The organism is Actinomadura geliboluensis (genome assembly GCF_005889745.1).
Lineage (GTDB): Bacteria > Actinomycetota > Actinomycetes > Streptosporangiales > Streptosporangiaceae > Spirillospora > Spirillospora geliboluensis.
Genome location: NZ_VCKZ01000039.1, coordinates 1 through 14,985 on the forward strand (window position 1 = coordinate 1; position 14,985 = coordinate 14,985).

At 70.3% G+C, this 14,985-nt stretch carries 14 protein-coding genes; 4 read left to right on the forward strand and 10 right to left on the reverse strand.

Annotated features, from left to right (window positions below; translation table 11 throughout):
• The 5 genes from ETD96_RS08355 to ETD96_RS08375 form a co-directional block, all read right to left on the reverse strand.
• Positions 1-3,074, reverse strand: a 3,074-nt coding sequence (locus ETD96_RS08355) for a helicase-related protein (RefSeq protein WP_171068922.1), incomplete at its 3' end; no start/stop codon positions are given.
• Between the two features lie 105 nt (positions 3,075-3,179).
• On the reverse strand, positions 3,180-4,817 hold the full coding sequence (locus ETD96_RS08360; protein ID WP_138635718.1) for a hypothetical protein: 1,638 nt from the start codon (positions 4,815-4,817) through the stop codon (positions 3,180-3,182).
• A gap of 105 nt (positions 4,818-4,922) precedes the next feature.
• Complete coding sequence (locus ETD96_RS08365) at positions 4,923-5,453, reverse strand: helix-turn-helix domain-containing protein (protein ID WP_138635719.1); 531 nt, start codon at positions 5,451-5,453, stop codon at positions 4,923-4,925.
• A 1,033-nt stretch (positions 5,454-6,486) separates the two neighbouring features.
• Positions 6,487-6,966, reverse strand: coding sequence for a hypothetical protein (locus ETD96_RS08370; protein ID WP_138635720.1), 480 nt, complete (start codon positions 6,964-6,966; stop codon positions 6,487-6,489).
• Between the two features lie 180 nt (positions 6,967-7,146).
• On the reverse strand, positions 7,147-7,527 hold the full coding sequence (locus tag ETD96_RS08375) for an STAS domain-containing protein (RefSeq protein ID WP_171068923.1): 381 nt from the start codon (positions 7,525-7,527) through the stop codon (positions 7,147-7,149).
• A 95-nt stretch (positions 7,528-7,622) separates the two neighbouring features.
• Between ETD96_RS08375 and ETD96_RS08380 the strand changes: the two genes are divergently transcribed.
• The gene (locus tag ETD96_RS08380; protein ID WP_138635722.1) at positions 7,623-8,030 is read left to right on the forward strand and encodes an RNaseH domain-containing protein; all 408 of its coding nucleotides are present in this window, start codon (positions 7,623-7,625) and stop codon (positions 8,028-8,030) included.
• Between the two features lie 168 nt (positions 8,031-8,198).
• Here the strand turns inward: ETD96_RS08380 and ETD96_RS08385 are convergent, their stop codons facing one another.
• A complete protein-coding gene (locus ETD96_RS08385) occupies positions 8,199-8,393 on the reverse strand; it encodes a hypothetical protein (protein WP_138635723.1) in 195 nt (64 codons plus the stop codon).
• A gap of 260 nt (positions 8,394-8,653) precedes the next feature.
• On the opposite strand from ETD96_RS08385, the gene ETD96_RS08390 reads away from it, so the two are divergent.
• Both ETD96_RS08390 and ETD96_RS08395 read left to right on the forward strand, forming a co-directional pair.
• Positions 8,654-9,472 carry a TIR domain-containing protein gene (locus ETD96_RS08390; RefSeq protein ID WP_138635724.1) on the forward strand — a complete coding sequence of 273 codons (819 nt, stop codon included), beginning with the start codon at positions 8,654-8,656 and terminating at the stop codon, positions 9,470-9,472.
• 266 nt (positions 9,473-9,738) lie between these two features.
• Positions 9,739-10,281, forward strand: coding sequence for a hypothetical protein (locus tag ETD96_RS08395; protein ID WP_138635725.1), 543 nt, complete (start codon positions 9,739-9,741; stop codon positions 10,279-10,281).
• On the opposite strand, the gene ETD96_RS08400 is transcribed toward ETD96_RS08395, so the two are convergent.
• The 3 genes from ETD96_RS08400 to ETD96_RS08410 are packed head-to-tail and all read right to left on the reverse strand — an operon-like array spanning position 10,257 to position 12,481.
• The gene (locus ETD96_RS08400) at positions 10,257-10,559 is read right to left on the reverse strand and encodes an NUDIX domain-containing protein (protein ID WP_138635726.1); all 303 of its coding nucleotides are present in this window, start codon (positions 10,557-10,559) and stop codon (positions 10,257-10,259) included. The two genes, ETD96_RS08395 and ETD96_RS08400, sit on opposite strands and share 25 nt — an antisense overlap.
• 3 nt (positions 10,560-10,562) lie before the next feature.
• Positions 10,563-11,576 (reverse strand): hydroxymethylbilane synthase, encoded by a 1,014-nt coding sequence (hemC, locus tag ETD96_RS08405; RefSeq protein WP_138635727.1) that lies wholly within the window; start codon positions 11,574-11,576, stop codon positions 10,563-10,565.
• Positions 11,576-12,481 (reverse strand): hypothetical protein, encoded by a 906-nt coding sequence (locus ETD96_RS08410; protein WP_138635728.1) that lies wholly within the window; start codon positions 12,479-12,481, stop codon positions 11,576-11,578. The genes hemC and ETD96_RS08410 overlap by 1 nt, the downstream gene beginning before the upstream one ends.
• A 592-nt stretch (positions 12,482-13,073) precedes the next feature.
• Between ETD96_RS08410 and ETD96_RS08415 the strand changes: the two genes are divergently transcribed.
• Positions 13,074-13,379, forward strand: coding sequence for a hypothetical protein (locus ETD96_RS08415; RefSeq protein ID WP_138635729.1), 306 nt, complete (start codon positions 13,074-13,076; stop codon positions 13,377-13,379).
• 604 nt (positions 13,380-13,983) lie between these two features.
• Here the strand turns inward: ETD96_RS08415 and ETD96_RS08420 are convergent.
• Complete coding sequence (locus ETD96_RS08420) at positions 13,984-14,367, reverse strand: winged helix-turn-helix transcriptional regulator (protein ID WP_138635730.1); 384 nt, start codon at positions 14,365-14,367, stop codon at positions 13,984-13,986.
• Between the last annotated feature and the right edge of the window lie 618 nt (positions 14,368-14,985).

The following is a 14,985-nucleotide window of genomic DNA, read 5'->3' on the forward strand; positions in this document are numbered from 1 at the left end:
AGCCGGTTCAGTGCGGTGTTCAGGTGGGGGGTTCGGCGGGCGTTGCCCACCCACGTGGTGGCCCAGCCGTGGTCGCGAATGGGCTCGGCCTCTGCGCTGCCGGACGCGCTACCGGATACGGCGCCGGGTTGGTGGCCGGCGCTGTGGCCGGCGCTGTGGCCGGTCGGCGTCTGCGAGGCGGGATCGGTGTGCGGTACTTGCCACAGGTCGAGTAGGTCGGTGTAGGTGCGGACGGGGGAGTCGGGGAACGGCGGGGTCGGCACGCCGACGGTTTCGGCGGCCAGGCGGGCTTTGGTGTGCAGGATGTCCATGATGCGCAGCACGGCCTCGGTGGCCGGGGCGGGCAGCATGGTCCAGCACGTCACCAGGTCGTGGGTGGAGCCGACGCGGTCCAGGCGTCCCACGCGTTGCCCGAGCCGCTGGGGGTTCCAGGTGAGGTCGTAGTTGATGCACAGGGCGGCTTGTTGGAGGTTGACGCCTTCGGCGAACTTGTCGGTGCAGATCAGCACGTCGTAGCGGTCGGCCTCGGGTGGGAAGGTGGCCTCGGTGACTGCGGTGGAGGCGGTGGCGGGTGCGAAGCCGGCCAGGATCGCCTCGGTGTCGGAGGGTTCGCGCCGGCTTCCGAGGTTGGCCACCCGGCCGCGCAGGGCCGCCAGCCGCGGATCGTCGGCGACGCGCTGGTTCAGCCACCGGCCCAGGTCGTGGGTGGTCTCCCGGGCGCTGGCGAAGATCACGATCTTGGGCCCGCGGGGGTCGGCCAGCGCCGTGGCCAGCAGCCCGAGCAGGGCCTCCTTCTTGGGGTCGGTGGCGACGGCAGTGCGGGCGCGGGCGGCCAGGTCCTGCAGGATCGCCAGGTCGTGTTGCAGGTCGGCGCGCAGCGCTGCTTGGTGGTACTGGTCGGCCGGTTCGGTCGTGTCGGCGTCGGCGGCCAGATCGGTCAGGATCGTCTCGCTGTCATCGGCGTCGTCGCTCAACGCGGCCAGGCGCCGGCTGGTGAGGCGGCGTCCGGTCCCGGTCGTGGTGCGGACCACACCGGCGTCCAGGTCGGCCAGCGCGCCGCGGACGGTGGCGGCCATGTGGCGGGCGGTGGCGGCCAGCGCGGCGGGGGAGGACTCCATCCGCTTGAGGAGCAGGCTGCGCAGCAGCCCGGTGATCGGCAGCGCAGGGCTGGGGTCATGCTGGCGGTAGCAGGCGCGCCGGTACGCGGCCAGCGTCAGCGAGGCGACCTGGCCGCCCCGCGCGGCGCGGACGGCGGCGAAGGCCGGGGCCAGCGCCGCCAGCAGCGCGGCCGGGTCCCGGCCAGGGCGCATGGGCGGCTCGGAGAGTTGCTCGGAAAGCTGCCCGGAAGGCTGCCCGGAAGGCTGCGCGGGAGGCGGTTGCGGGCCGGTCCTGAGCCCGGCTGGATGCTCGGTGTAGCCGACGGCGTCCAGCACCGCGGCGAACAGTTCCTGCATCGGCGGCGGCATCGGCACGTCCACCCGGGTCTGCTCGATGTCAGGGAAGCGCAGTGCGGCGGTGGGGTAGGCGCGGCGGATGAGGGGCCGGTCGCGGCGCAGCATCCGGGCGTGGGCCATCTGGTAGTACCAGGCCTTCTCGCGCGCGGGGACGGTCAGCGGGTCGGCCAGCACCTGGGCCAGCCGCCGTCCCTCGTCGGGGCGTGCGGCGGTGCGCGAGCGCTGCAGCATCGCGGCGGGGGTCCAGTCGGGTTCCAGGCTGCGGTCGGCCAGCACCAGCAGTTCGAACAGGTCCCGGGCGGTGTTGTTGACCGGGGTGGCGCTCATCACCAGCACCTGCGGCGGTGCGGGGTCTTGGGGCTGGGCGGCCAGTAGTGACCGCAGGGCCTCCATCCGGGCGGTGAGGGGGTTGCGGACAGCGTGCGCCTCATCGAGGATGAGCAGCCCGCACCGCTGCCAGGTGTGCCCGTCGGCGAGCACGCCGCGGTACAGCTTGGTGAGCTGGTCATACGACAGCACCCGGATCCCGTTCAGTCCCCACTCGGCCAGGCGGCGCCGCCACATGCGGCGCAGGCTGGCCGGGGCGACGACCGTGACGGGGCCGCGGCCCTCGGCCACCGCCAGCCGGGCGACCTCCCCGGCGATGTAGGTCTTGCCGAGGCCGACCTCGTCGGCGACGAGCGCTCCGCCGTAGCGGCGCAGGATCGCGCGGACCCGGGCGACGCCGTCGCGTTGGTAGTCGGTCAGGTTCATGCAGGGGCTGGGGTCGGCGTTGACCTCCTCGTCGTAGGCCTCGGCCAGCATCCGCAGGTACACCAGTTCGCGCGGGTAAGCGCAGAACAGTTCGATGATCAGAGCGGCCAGGTCGTAGGGGCGGGACTGGTCCCACCAGCCCCGTGTCTCGGCGAGGGCGGCGCGGGCCTCCCTGCGGCCCAGGACGGCGTTGAACTCCTGGTTGCGGATCAGCCCGCCCAGGGTCAGGTTGGAGGATCCGGTCGCCGCGTGCACGCGGCGACCGCGGTCCACCACGGTGGCCTTGGCGTGCAGGAAGCGGCGCTGGTAGCGGCGCACCTGCATGCGGTCGTCGGCCAGCAGCGCCGCCAGACCCTGCAGCCGCCGCATCTGCCGGGCAGTCAGCGGCATCCCGGCCAGATCGGCGCGCAGCGCCCGGTCGGCCTGGGCGCACACGCGTGCCACCGTCTGCGGATCGGGGCCGGCGGCATGGTCGTCACCCGGATGATCGTCGCGGCGGCCCGTCGCCGGGGCGCCGGAGTCGTCGCCGAGGGCCTGCCCCAAGGGGATCTGGGCACGGCGCCAGATGCGGGCTCCTTCGGGGGGCGCCACCCCCAGCAGCAGCCGCACCTGGTGGCCCCGCGCGGTCAAGGTGGTGAGCGGCTCGAGCAGTTCCAGCAGGCCCTGCATGGTGACGAACCCCGTCGTCAGCATGACGCGGGCCGGCCGGCGGCCGGCCGTGGCGACCAGCCACCGGGCCAAGCCCGCAGCCACGGTCTCCTCGCCGGTATTCAGGAACGTCGTGCCGTCGGGCACGGCCGTGTCGGGTGTTGTGCCGCCGAGCGCGGGCGTGTCGGGCGGTGCGGTGTCGGGTGAGAGAGTCGTCATCGTCACTCCCTGCATCTTCCGGCCGGGTCTGGCCAGAGGGCCGGTTCGGAACGGGCCGCGGCCGGGCGGCAGCTGGCTGCCCGGTGGGCTGCTCGATCTCGCGCTCTAGGCGGTGTCGGTCGGGCCGAGGGTCTTGCGCGCCGTGTGGGCGGGGCCGGGTGCCTGCAGCGGGCCGGTCCGCGCCAGGAAACCGTTGATCATGTGCAGCAGGTCCTGCTCGCGGGCCTTCACCAGTTGCGCAGGCCCCAGCCCGGTGCCGGCGGGGACCGGCAGGCAGTGCGCGGCCAGCACCTGATCCCCGCACCGCAGCTGCTCATAGGCCTCGCGGCCCCATCCTCCAGTCCGCGCCAGCACCTGCGCTGTGGCGGGAGTGGCCAGCACGAAGTCGCCCAGCGAGGCCTCCAGCCGCCCCCGCCACAACGGCACCAGCGACATGCCCGCCTCAGGAAAGACCGCGTCCGGGTCGGTCAGATCCGGCACCCCCAGTCCCGACGGGCTGGCCGCGGCCATCGCATACAGGCTGGTGACGGCCCCGAACCCGCCGCGCCGGCCGTGCAGTTGCGCTGGGGCCAGCGGCGGGGGAGGCCCGGCGGGCAGCATCAGCTGCGCCAGCACCGTCCGCGCCTCGGCGTAGTCGCCGGCGCGCAGCATCGCCGAGACGTCCCCGCTGGCCCGGTATGGCGCGCCGTTGTAGCGGCCGGTGGCCAGCGCGTGCACCAGCCAGCGCCGCGGAAAATCGTCGGTGGAGGCTTCGCGGAAGTGCGCGCCCAGGTGGAACAGCACGCCCAGCGCCGCCGGCATCGCCAGCAGCGAGGCATCGCACAGCCCCCATCGCTGCAGGCTGTCCATCATCGCGGTGCAGCCGGCCACCGCGCGCCGTGCGGCCTCCTCCACTGCCGCCGAGCCGGCCTTGAGGGCGGTGCGCCGCCGCGCCGCCGGCGGCAGCAGCCGCTGCACCAGCTCGTTGATCACCGGGAAGGTGACCGCGGCCCCGAACCCCTCGCGCTGGGCGTGCCGCCACAGCGGATCCAGCATCTCGCGGCGCACCCCGGGCCGGGCCAGGTCCAGATACAGCGTCTCGATCTCCGAGGCGTGCGCGACCCGCGTCGATGACGCCTGGTTGAGCACTTGGTAGCACTCGGCCGCGTCCAGGGCCCCGCCCCGCAGCCACATCACCGGGATCTCGGTGTCCAGCAGCCGCTTGCGCAGGTCGGTCAGCTCGGCCACCAGCTGGCTGGCCTCGTGGGTACGGGCACCGGCGCCGGCGTCGGCGACCAGCTGGGGGATCTCGGCGGGTGCCGCCTGCAGCAGGTCGCCCAGCCGGATCTGCGGATGCCGGCGGGCCCGCATCGGCTGGATCCGCAACCGGCGAGCCGACTCCAGCACCACCCCCACCTCAAGGCCCGGGCCGCCCAGCTCGGCCCACACATCTGGCGGATAGCACGCCGGCCGGATACCGGCGCCGCCGGCCAGCGCGGTGCCGCGCTGCTGACCGTCGACGAAGAAGATCTTGGCGCGGGTGAACTCCCGGTAGCGGCCGGAGGAGGGAGCCTCCTGCGGCGGCGGCAGCCACCACACGAACCCGTTGATCGGCCGCTGCGGCTCCCGCGCCAGCGACGCCCACACCTCCGCCCCCCACTGCGCGTTGCGCTGGAACGGGCGGCCGAACTGCACCACGTCGACCTCTCCGTCGCGCAAGAGCCTCAGCAGATCCGCCAGCAGGATGAAGCGCTGATCGAACACCGCAGGCCACCTTCCCGGTTGACAACCGCCGTTAAGCGAGCGGCATGATCACCGGGCCACTACCCACTTCTCTCTTGATCGAATACATTTCCGCAGGTCACAGGGCTAATTGCGGGTGGTTGTCCGGCTTTCCGCCCGGCGTAGCGCTACCTCGACCAGCCGTGTGGAGCACATGTAGGCCCGCGCTGCCGCCACCACGAACGCCCCACGCCCCACGCCCTGCGGCAGCCGCCCCTCCCGCTCGGCGCGCAGCAGCGACCACGACGACACCCCCAGCAGCCCGGCTGCCTGATCGGCGGTCAACCCGGCCCAGTGCCGCAAGTCCGACAACGCGGCCTCGGCGATCCCCACCTCGGACAGTTCCGGCGGCGCCACCCCCAGTGCCCGGCACAGCTGCGCGTACCGCGCAGGATCGCACCGGCGCCGGCCCGCCTCGTACTCCCACAACTGCCGGGCCGGCACCCGCCCCCCGGTCAGGGCCGCCAGCCCGTCCACCGTCAGCCCCCGCCTGAGCCGCAACCGGCGGAGCTTACCGGCATCCAGCCGCACCCTGCCATGAGCCATCAGGCGGCCCCGCCCCGACACCGCACCCTCCATGACTAACCGACGCCGGGCCGCCGAGGGCTCGACGACCATGCACCATCGTGCAGTTCCGGACTCAGACCCGGGACTTCCTGTCAACCGACAGGCTGGCGATCAGAGGGTGACCGCGACGGCGAACACAGCGCGAACCTCCCGCGGGCTGGGGACCGGGACGCTACGGGGTCGCCCTGACGTCTGAGCGCGGGGCCATCCGGCCGAGGCTGCGACGGCATCGGCGACCGGACGCAGTGCTGGTGGGGGCTGTACCGGTGACGCCTGTTCGGTTTACCAGGCGTCCACACAGGGCCAACGTGCGGCACGCTGCGATCTTGAGGTGGAGACTTTCGCTTGGGCGGAGGCGCACCCGAAGGAGGGGCGGTGCACGGATCTTCAGCAGATGAGGCCACACGGACGGCACAGTCCGTGGAAACCGAATCCAATTCACCCTTGGAAGGCCGTCCGGCGACAGCCGCTGCTGATACGTTCCTGAGCAGCGAAAATGCGGGATCTGGCACCGCCTGGCGCGTCACTGCGCGTACGGACTGGAAACGGGCGGCTGTACGCAGCGATGTCCTGATGTGGACACCATGTAGCCCCTGGGCAGGCCCAAAGCAGCCATCGTCGAGACGCGCCGCTGCAGCTGGCCTGCGTCCACATAGGCGAGACTGGGCCCATGACCTCAGGGCGGCCCGAATCTGGGCGATGCCGCGCCCACCGCGTCGGGTTCCGATGCTCGCCGACACGGCCCATATCGGAGCCGAGCCACACGTTTCGCGTCCCGGTAACGGACAAGAACCTGCCCAATCGCTGGGCTGGACCGGGGGCGAGAGAACAAGCTTCCTACCCAGGGTTCTTACGGCTCGGTGGGTTGCACCGATCGCGATCATGCTTTCATCGCCACTCGCAGTGACTGGCGGAAAGGTTGGCTGGGGATGGCCTGGTCACGCGGCTGCCACGCTTCAGCGATGATCACCCGGTGCGCGGACCCATCCCCTCGTCATAGGGGTCACCGTGACGGCGCCGCTTCTCGCTGCAGGAAAGGGGACGTCCGCCCACGGTATCGATGGAGCGTCCACGCCTTGGTTGTCTATGTTTGCACTGCCCGGAACCAGGTCTCGGCGGCGGGTAGTGCCGGCCAGATCTGGATCTTGTGGTGTTCGACCATTGCGTCGCCTTCGTCGGCGTCGATGTATTCGGCGTCCTGGCCGGCGTCCTGGCCGGCGTCGCGGCCGCGGGCGTGGACCCGGAACCGGTAGGGGCCGGGGGCCGGCAGGCGGAGTTCGGTGACCGGGATGCCGACCGGGACCGACAGGGTGAGGGCGATGGTGGTGATGTCGGCGCTGACCTCGACGGCGTCGTCCCAGTCGTCGAGGTCGGGCGGTGGCGGCTGGTCGGTGACCTCGATCTCGACACCGATGTCGCCGGAGTCGACGCCGGTTATGACGACCAGGCGTCCGGACGAGACCCAGACCGGGCCGTTGCCGCCGGTGAACGGTATGGCGCCGGGGTCCCATTCCGTCCATTCGAGCCAGTAGCCGACGCTGACCCGCAGGTTCGAGGCCGTCATCGGGTCAGACTGACACCTAGAACGCGTCGCCGTCGACGGGACCGAACCCCAGACCCCGCAGTCGGCTCACCTGCACCATCGCCGATCTGCTGCAGCGCGGGTTTCCCACCCGGAGTGATCGCGTCCGCACGTCTGGTGCGTACCACCAGACCGGGCAGACCACTGCTGACCTGTGGCGTGTCAGGGGGCTGGTCCCTGGCTCGGATCCGGCAGGGTCTCCACGACGCGGATATGGCGATCGATCTCGGTCAAAGCCAGCGAGGAGGCCAAGCGCGGCTGCGGCCGCAGCAGCACCAGTTCACCACCGGCGGCGCCAGTGCGCCTCCACAACCGAACCAGGGCGTTCAAGCCTGAAGAGTCGCAGATGGACACCTGAGACAACTCCAAGGCCACCCGCGGCGGGGCTTCCCGCGTCATCAGAAGCGCCACTCGGTCTAGCAACGCCGCAACGGTGAACCTGTCCAACTCCCCACGCAACTCCACCATCAGCCACTCCCGGGCCGGGACCACATCCACCCTGAGCCTTGCCCGTGCCGATGAGGCATCCGGCATCACTGTCATCACCCCCTCTCCGCCAACCGGCATACCCGCGCAAGCCCCCCTGAAGAACCGCGCGTCGCACACAGTTCAGGCACAGGTACTCAGCCCGAGGCGCGCTGAGGCGCAGTGGCCGCGGACGAGGACCGCGATCGGTTGCGCCGGCACACGACGGCGCCAACAGCGGCCGCCTGGGCCAAGACAAGACCCGCTGGAGCGCCGACCACGGCTGCAACATTAGGGGCCAGCTGCGTAAGAACGAGCAGGCCGCAACCTGGTATGCGATGACCGCCACCGAAATCTACGTCATCCCGCTTCGCGACGACATCCCGCCGCGTCCCCTCGCGGTCCTCACTGCCCGGCTGTGCAACCAGCCCCTCACCTGGGCCAACCGCACCCGCTACAGTGCGCCCCTGCATGCCGCCCAGAAGATGGACCTCGACCATCCCCAGTACAGGCGGACCCGGGCCGCGGACGGCGGCGACACCGGCGCGGAATCCACCATGACGGGGGACGCCGCCCCCTGAAGTCCGACGACCTTGCCCGCTCGCGACCCGCGTGCAGATAGCTGGGCAGCGTTGCCGGAGCCCTGCTCAGCCTCCTTCCCCTTCGGCGGAGACTGGAACGGGCCGATGGCAACGTCGTCTCCCTGCCTCACCGCTTGAGTCGACCTTGCCACCGGCTATCCCGGCTGATCAGGCTGGGCTCTTCCTGACCAGGGCATGGAGAGCTCCGGCCATGCTCACGCCGGCGATCGCAGCAGCCGCAAGCCCCGCGATCAGCCCGACAGCCGCCGACATCGCGGGGCCCACGCTCGCCGCGAGCTGGATCGCGGTGGTGATCCCTGCACTCAGCCCGACGAGCAGCGCCACCAACACCGACACCGTCAAGATCGCCAGTGAACGGGGCGAGACCAGCGCACCGTCCTGGCCAGGCTCCGGACCGCCCGGAACGTCCCCTACAGTTGACATCAACGTCCCTTCTCGCAGCGCGCGGATCGGACGAGGACGGCTCCCGTTGCACCGGGGGCCGTCTGCCTTTGCGGCTCAGGCCACACCATCCCCAGTCGGCCCAGAGTCCCAGCACCTCTCGGATTCGTCAAACTCGGGAAACATTCGCTCTTTTCGAGAAACATTCATAGAGTGACGGCATGAGCAGATCACTGGAGGGACTCGGTCCGTCTGGGAAGCGGGCTGCCGAGCGAGTGAGGGCCATCCGACGTCAGCAGGGCCTGACCCTCGCTGACGTCGCGGCCCGACTCCAGAGCATCGGGCGCCCGATCCAGTTGACGGCGCTGTCCAAGATCGAGAAGGGGCAGCGGCGGCTCGATGTCGATGACCTCATCGCCCTCGCGCTGGCGTTGGAGGTTTCACCGAACTGGATCTTGCTTCCGGCGGAGGTGGACGACAACATCGAACTCCTGCCTGGCCGGGTCTGGCAGGCCGCGAACGCCTGGCGCTGGGCAGCAAGGACCATGCCCGCTGGCATCAACGTCCAACCGAGCATCCACATCTGCTGCGGCTTCCGCGACCTGGAGTGGGCGGAATGGATGGCGTCCCGTCTCCGATCGATCGGATATCACGTGACCATGGATGAGTTCACCTCCATGGTGCTGGACGATGAGTCCGGCCAGTTCTCCACCGCTGCGAGGTCGATAGGGCTGAACGATGCCAAGGTCGTCATCGCCGTTCTCTCCCCGCACTTCAAAGAAGGTGCCTGGCAGGAGGAGCACCTCATCGCCGCCACAGCAGGGACGGACCGGGTCCTGCTACCCGTCATGGTCGAAAAGTATGAGCCCACGCGGACCATGCGAGCCATGGGATGCCTGGAGCTGTTCGATCTCGACGAGGGGACGGCTGCGTTCGTCCTGACGAACCAGATCGACGACGTCATCTGGCACAATGCCACACCCGCCGAGGCAGCACCCTTCCCCGGGCCAACGCCGCACGAGCCTGACGAGTTCGAGTGAGACACCTCCACCCGCGGACACGTTGACAGATCGCATAACGCCCCTGCAGCCGGTGGTGGTTCTCTCCGGCGGCGACCAGGAGCTGTCCGGGGTGTCGGCGCCGACGCCGTGGACAGCCACCAGACGGGGGGTTGATGTCGGGGACGAGGGTTACAGGAGTTCGTCCAGCTCGGTGATCTCCATAGTGGGCTACTGGCGCCGGCTGGACGTGCGGCCCACGGATTGAGTCGTAGACCACGATGCCGGATCCCCGGATACTCCGGGCTATGGGCCTCTTTGTCACTACTTTCGGTGCTGCGCTGACGACCCTGCTCGGCGTTTTCGTAGGTGGCGTTCTGAGCCACCGCCTACAACAGCGGCAATGGTCACGCGACCGCCAGGCGGAAGCGTGCGCTCGGATCCTGCGCGAGTCCGCTAACGTCCTCCTCGAGCTGGGCAAACTCCAAGGCCGAGGCGTTACCCCTGCAGACGAGGGGGCACGTGTTCCGATACCAATCGACTGGCGCCCCTGGAATGAGGCGCTCGCCACGTTGGCCTTGGTTGCTGATCATCGGATCGTCGCAGCTGCCCAGGCCATCGATCGAGCATTCTGGCCGGTCGGACTTCAGGTGGCACGCGGTTGGGCCACAGATAGCGACTGGTACAGGCTCCGTAACGGTATCGAGGATGACCGGCGGGACTTCGTCAACGTCGCACGGAAGCATTTGGCTTCGCCGGGCCCACCATTGCGTCGTCTGACTGGCCGCCCCGACTTGGATGATCCGATCTGGACGCTGCATCGTTCCTACTTCTCTTCGTCAGAAGATTGAAGAGTAGGGCTTTTGGCCGCGTAGTACATCAGGAGGCGGTCGCCGGCGTGCGGCGCCCACGCGATGACCGAGGGTGCGGGAGGTAGCTGCGGCGTGATGGCCAGTTCCTCCCGCACCTCGCGGGCGACTCCGGCGGATGGCAGTTCACCCTCGTGGACGTATCCGCCGGGCAGGTGCCATCGCCTCTTGTACGCGGGGTTGACCAGCAGGACGAGCCCGCGCGGATCGGTCAGTACGGCATGAGCTGCTGTCTGCGGAGTCGCGATGTCCGTTGCCACGGGTCAGTGCAGGCGGGTGCCGGCGATGATGCTTCGGGCGTTCTTGCGGGTCAGGTTCGCGGCGACGAAGGCGCCCAGTTCGTAGGCGTGGTCGGGGGTGTCCCACTCGTGGGCGTAGGCGAATGTCGCGCCGTCGCGGCTGAACACCATGCCGATGAGGCTGAGCTGGCCGTCGTCGGTGGTGTGGCAGTGTCCCGCTATCGGGCTGTTGCAGTGGCCCTGGAGCGCGTGCAGCATCGTTCGCTCGGCGAGGATGTGGGTGCGGGTCTGTGCGTCGTCGATGACCTGGAGGAGTTCCACTATCCCCTCGTCGGCCTTGCGGCACTGGACGCCGACGACTCCGGCCCCGATGGCGGGGCACATCTCGTCCAGGCTGAGAAGCTGCGAGATGCGGTGTTCCATGCCGACCTTGGCCAGGCCGCCGCCCGCCAGGACCAGGGCGTCCACTTCCTGCTCCTCGTCGAGCCGGGTGAGCCGCGGGACGACGTTGCCGCGGAACCGCTGAACGTTGAGGTCGGGCCGCCTGCGTAGGAGCTGTGCCTTGCGCCGGACGGCGGACGTCCCGATACGCGCTCCCGGCGGGAGGTCGCTGATCGCGCTGTACTTCGAACCGTCTGGGAAGACCACGGCGTCGCGCACGTCGTCGCGCTGGAGGTAGGCGGCGAAGACGAACTCTTTGGGCAGGGGGACGTCGCCGGGGACGTCCTTCATGTAGTGCACGGCGGCATCGATGTGCCCCATCATCAGGGCCTTGTCGATCTCCTTCATGAACAGGCCCTTGCCGCCCAGCTCCGACAGGTCGCCCTTGTAGCGGTCCGCGGAGGTCTCGATGGGGACGTACTCGATCTCCAGGCCGGGCACGACCGCCGCGAGGCCGTCGATGACGCGACTGGCGTAGGCGCGAGCGAGGTGGCTGGTGCGTCCCCCCAGCCGGAATGCCCTCGCGGGCAGCGCGTCGCGGAAGTAGGCGGCGGCCGGAGCGAGGGACGTACTTGATTCGGTGCGAACGACGGTCATCACGAAGGCTTCCGGGACGTCGGGACGGTGGACGGCGCATCACTGAGCGTAGCCAGGAGCGTGAGAGCGGCATGGCTGACCACCCGCGACGCTCCGGCGCGCAGGAGCATGGCGTACTCCTCGGCCAGAAGCGCGGGCGGAAGGACGCATTCTCCGGAGACGGAGAAAGGCAGCAGCGGCACGCCGGATCTGGCGTACAGGGCACAGAGGATGTCGGTCGAGAACAGGGCGGGCTCGATCAGCAGTGAGTCGGCGCCTTCGGACAGCATCAGCAGCCCCCGCTCGACGGCCGTGGCCGTGGAGCCCGAGGCCGGGAGTTGAAAGGGCCGCTGCTTGTTCTGGGGCCGGATGCCCATCGCGGCGCGGTAACCGGAGTAGAGGCGTGAGTTCACGATCAAGTGCGGCATGATGCCGACGCGGCTGTATCCGGCGGAGTCGAGTGCGCTCCGGCATGCCGCGATCGAGCCGGGGACCATCGCTGCGGGACCGATCACGTCGGCCCCGGCTTTGGCCTGCGCCACCGCTTGCTGGGCGAGCGCCGCGATGGTCGCCGCCTGGTCGGGCCGTCCATTTCGCGCGGTGAGATGGCAATCCCCGCTCGACAGATAGCCGCAGAGACAGGTCTCCGTCATCACTTGGATACCGAGGCGCGTCGACTTGATAGCGCGGATCGCACGCGTCATCACAGAGCCGCCCGCTGTGGCTGTTGACCCCGAGGCGTCGCGCCGGTCAGTGGCGAAGACCTTCAACGCGGTCACGCCGGCCCTGTGGGCCCGTGCCGTCAAGCGCGGCAGTTGCTCCAGGCGGTAGGTCGGGACTGGGCCGCCTTCCCTGCCGTCTTCACGGACGAGTACGACCATGACGAGACGATCCGCAAAGAGCTGGGGGTATGCCCCCTTGAACACGTCCCACCTCACTTTCAAGAGGAGTTGTTGAACGACTGACCGATGCTGGTGAGGGCAGGGCCGTTCGTATGGCGGCTGGATGGGCCCTGGAACCCCTCGACCATCGGTGATTTCAGGGTCCGCGCCCCGAAGTTCCGGTGGGGCGCCGACCGATCGTCCAGGGCGAGACGTCGACGTAGGAGAACGGCGGTCGGTCGTGCGTCCCGCTCATGGCGCTGGAGGCGGTGCGCAGCCGCGGGCTGACGGCGCCGGTCGTGGCGTGCGCGGGTCACCGCCTCGGCGAGTACCTCGCCTTCGTCGCCGCCGACGCCCGCCCGACGCCCGCCCGAGGCCCGGCGAGGCGGCCGGCGGCGGCGCAGGCCGAGCGGCATGGCGGCGATCACCGGGCCGGACGCGCGCGCCTTGCCCGACCTTCTCGGCGAGGTCCGAGTGGACGGAAGGGTCTGGACGCGAACGTCAACGGCCCGACCCGGGTCATGGTCTCGGGCACCGCGGCGGGCGTCAGGGTCGTCGCAGAGCGCACACGGAGGCGACGGCTCAAGGCGACGCGCTTGAGCGTCCGAGGGTGTCTTCCATGGCGAGCTGATGCTCGATGCGCTCCCTGCGCCGCGCGGGGCGTTGCGCGCCGCCGAACGGCAGCTCAGCCGGCCAGTGCGGTGGGAACCTGTGCGGCCGCCGCACAGGCGACCTCGGCTGCACCGACGTGCTGGAGATCGGCCCGGTGCGGGGCCTGGCGCAGACGACGCGCCGTATCAGCCCGGACGCCGACGTCCACTACATGGGCGGGCAGCCGTGCTGGAACCGCCCGGCGGCGTCGTCGGCGGAGTGCCCATGCCCGCGGGCCCTGGCTGGCTGGGGCCTCCGATCACCTGCAGGCGCTCGTGGCTTCGCCGCGTAACCGCTCGGAGGCGGTGTACTCGGCGATGAACGCGCTTTCGCGGTATCGCCGATCTCTTCGACTGCAGGGTAGGCGGGGTGCTAGGGCCGCCGCGGCATGCATCCCGGCCCTGGCCTGCCCCGCCGCGCGGAGGGCCCCGCCGACGCGCCGACGGTCGGTGCCCGCTCGGCTCCCCGGTGCGCGGCTTCGGCTGTATCTGACTGTCTGGAGGTCCACCAACGTCTCGATGATCTCGGTGGTCTGGCTCCAAGCTCCGACAGCGTCGAGCATAAGTTCGCGACGGCGGTCGGCGGGAACGGCGGGCTGAGCAGCAGATCGCCCCGGCCGTGTTCGACCCCAATCTCCGGATGCGGTCTCAGGCCCCCCACGCGCCGGCCGGACTCAAGGACGAACCGGACAGCGCAGACACAATTGCCGACCAGGCGCATTTCGGATTCGGCGCCCCAGTCCCGCATAAGGTCACCTAGAATTTTGTCGGCACCGACTCCTAAACCGGGCGGGAATGTGAGCTTGTTTCATTTCCTCCTGCGTTCTTTCGTCGGCGCGGCACCGTCGCCCCGGTCGAGGAGATCGGCGCACAGCACCGGAGGCGGCGGCGGTGTGGTCATGGATCGCTCAACTGATGTTGCGGCCGCACCGGGCGCCGCGCCACCGCCCCCTCGCCGGGCCCCGCCAGCATGCGGCTCAGCCCTTCGGCCAGGTCGCGCCCACGCGCCGTCACCTGGTATCGGCTGCTTATCGGGGGGCCTGGACACACCTGGCGGGTGACCAGCCCTTCGTCGATGAGTGCTTGCAGGCGGGTGCTGAGGCTGGTGGCGGTGATGCCGGGAATGGAGATCTGAAGCTCAGAGAACCTGGCCGGCCCCTGACCGAGAACGTAGATCAGGTGAGGGGCCCACCGTCGATGCAAGATGCCCAGGATCGGCAACGCCTCGACCGGAAGATCATGCACTCCGCGGCTGCGGGATTTAGGGCCGGTCACTTTCATGGAGCTCCTCGCGATTCACTAGTTCCGCTGCTACATTCCTGGATTGCAGCATCAGTTCCGACCGCGGGCGGTTGTCCCCGCATCCCCCCATTTTGACGTGTCCGCACGTCTTGGTGTTGGAGGTCGAAGTGCTCGCAGTCTTCTCGGCGCCCACCCCACTGCTCCGGGCGCCACGCCCGGCGCCCCGCGGCCGCCGGGCCCGCGCCGGGCGCGCGGCGGTGGCCGGCAGCCGACAGGAGCCGGTGCTGCGCGCCGCACTGCACTGTCACACTGCACGGCCGCGTGGTGCCCGGCCCGCAGAGCAGCGGCGGGCCGCGACCCGACTTCGGCGAGCGCATCTGCGGCCGCACGACCCCGGGCACGCCGACCAGGCCGGTATGAGCGCTCGCCGATGATCGTCTCCGCTGCCGCGGGCGGCGGGCCCCCGGGCGGCGCGTGCGCATCGGTGCGGCCGTGGGCGGGTGCACCGTCCAGCGCGCGCGAACCGGTCGGCGCCCGGCTGGGCGGGGGCCCCAGACCCTTGCCCCCGCCGCGCGGCATCACAGCCACCTCCACATGGCCTCCAGCACGGGCCGGGGTGGCATGCTCACCACCGCAAGCGGGCGGCAGAAAGGACGC

Excerpts from the sequence above, each read along its gene's own strand:
- ETD96_RS08415 (WP_138635729.1), top strand. The coding sequence starts at position 13,074 with ATGCGCTCCCTGCGCCGCGCGGGGCGTTGCGCGCCGCCGAACGGCAGC.
- hemC (WP_138635727.1), bottom strand. The coding sequence starts at position 11,576 with ATGACCGTCGTTCGCACCGAATCAAGTACGTCCCTCGCTCCGGCCGCC.
- ETD96_RS08420 (WP_138635730.1), bottom strand. The coding sequence starts at position 14,367 with ATGAAAGTGACCGGCCCTAAATCCCGCAGCCGCGGAGTGCATGATCTT.
- ETD96_RS08365 (WP_138635719.1), bottom strand. The coding sequence starts at position 5,453 with ATGGTCGTCGAGCCCTCGGCGGCCCGGCGTCGGTTAGTCATGGAGGGT.
- ETD96_RS08395 (WP_138635725.1), top strand. The coding sequence starts at position 9,739 with ATGGGCCTCTTTGTCACTACTTTCGGTGCTGCGCTGACGACCCTGCTC.
- ETD96_RS08375 (WP_171068923.1), bottom strand. The coding sequence starts at position 7,527 with ATGACAGTGATGCCGGATGCCTCATCGGCACGGGCAAGGCTCAGGGTG.
- ETD96_RS08370 (WP_138635720.1), bottom strand. The coding sequence starts at position 6,966 with ATGACGGCCTCGAACCTGCGGGTCAGCGTCGGCTACTGGCTCGAATGG.
- ETD96_RS08390 (WP_138635724.1), top strand. The coding sequence starts at position 8,654 with ATGAGCAGATCACTGGAGGGACTCGGTCCGTCTGGGAAGCGGGCTGCC.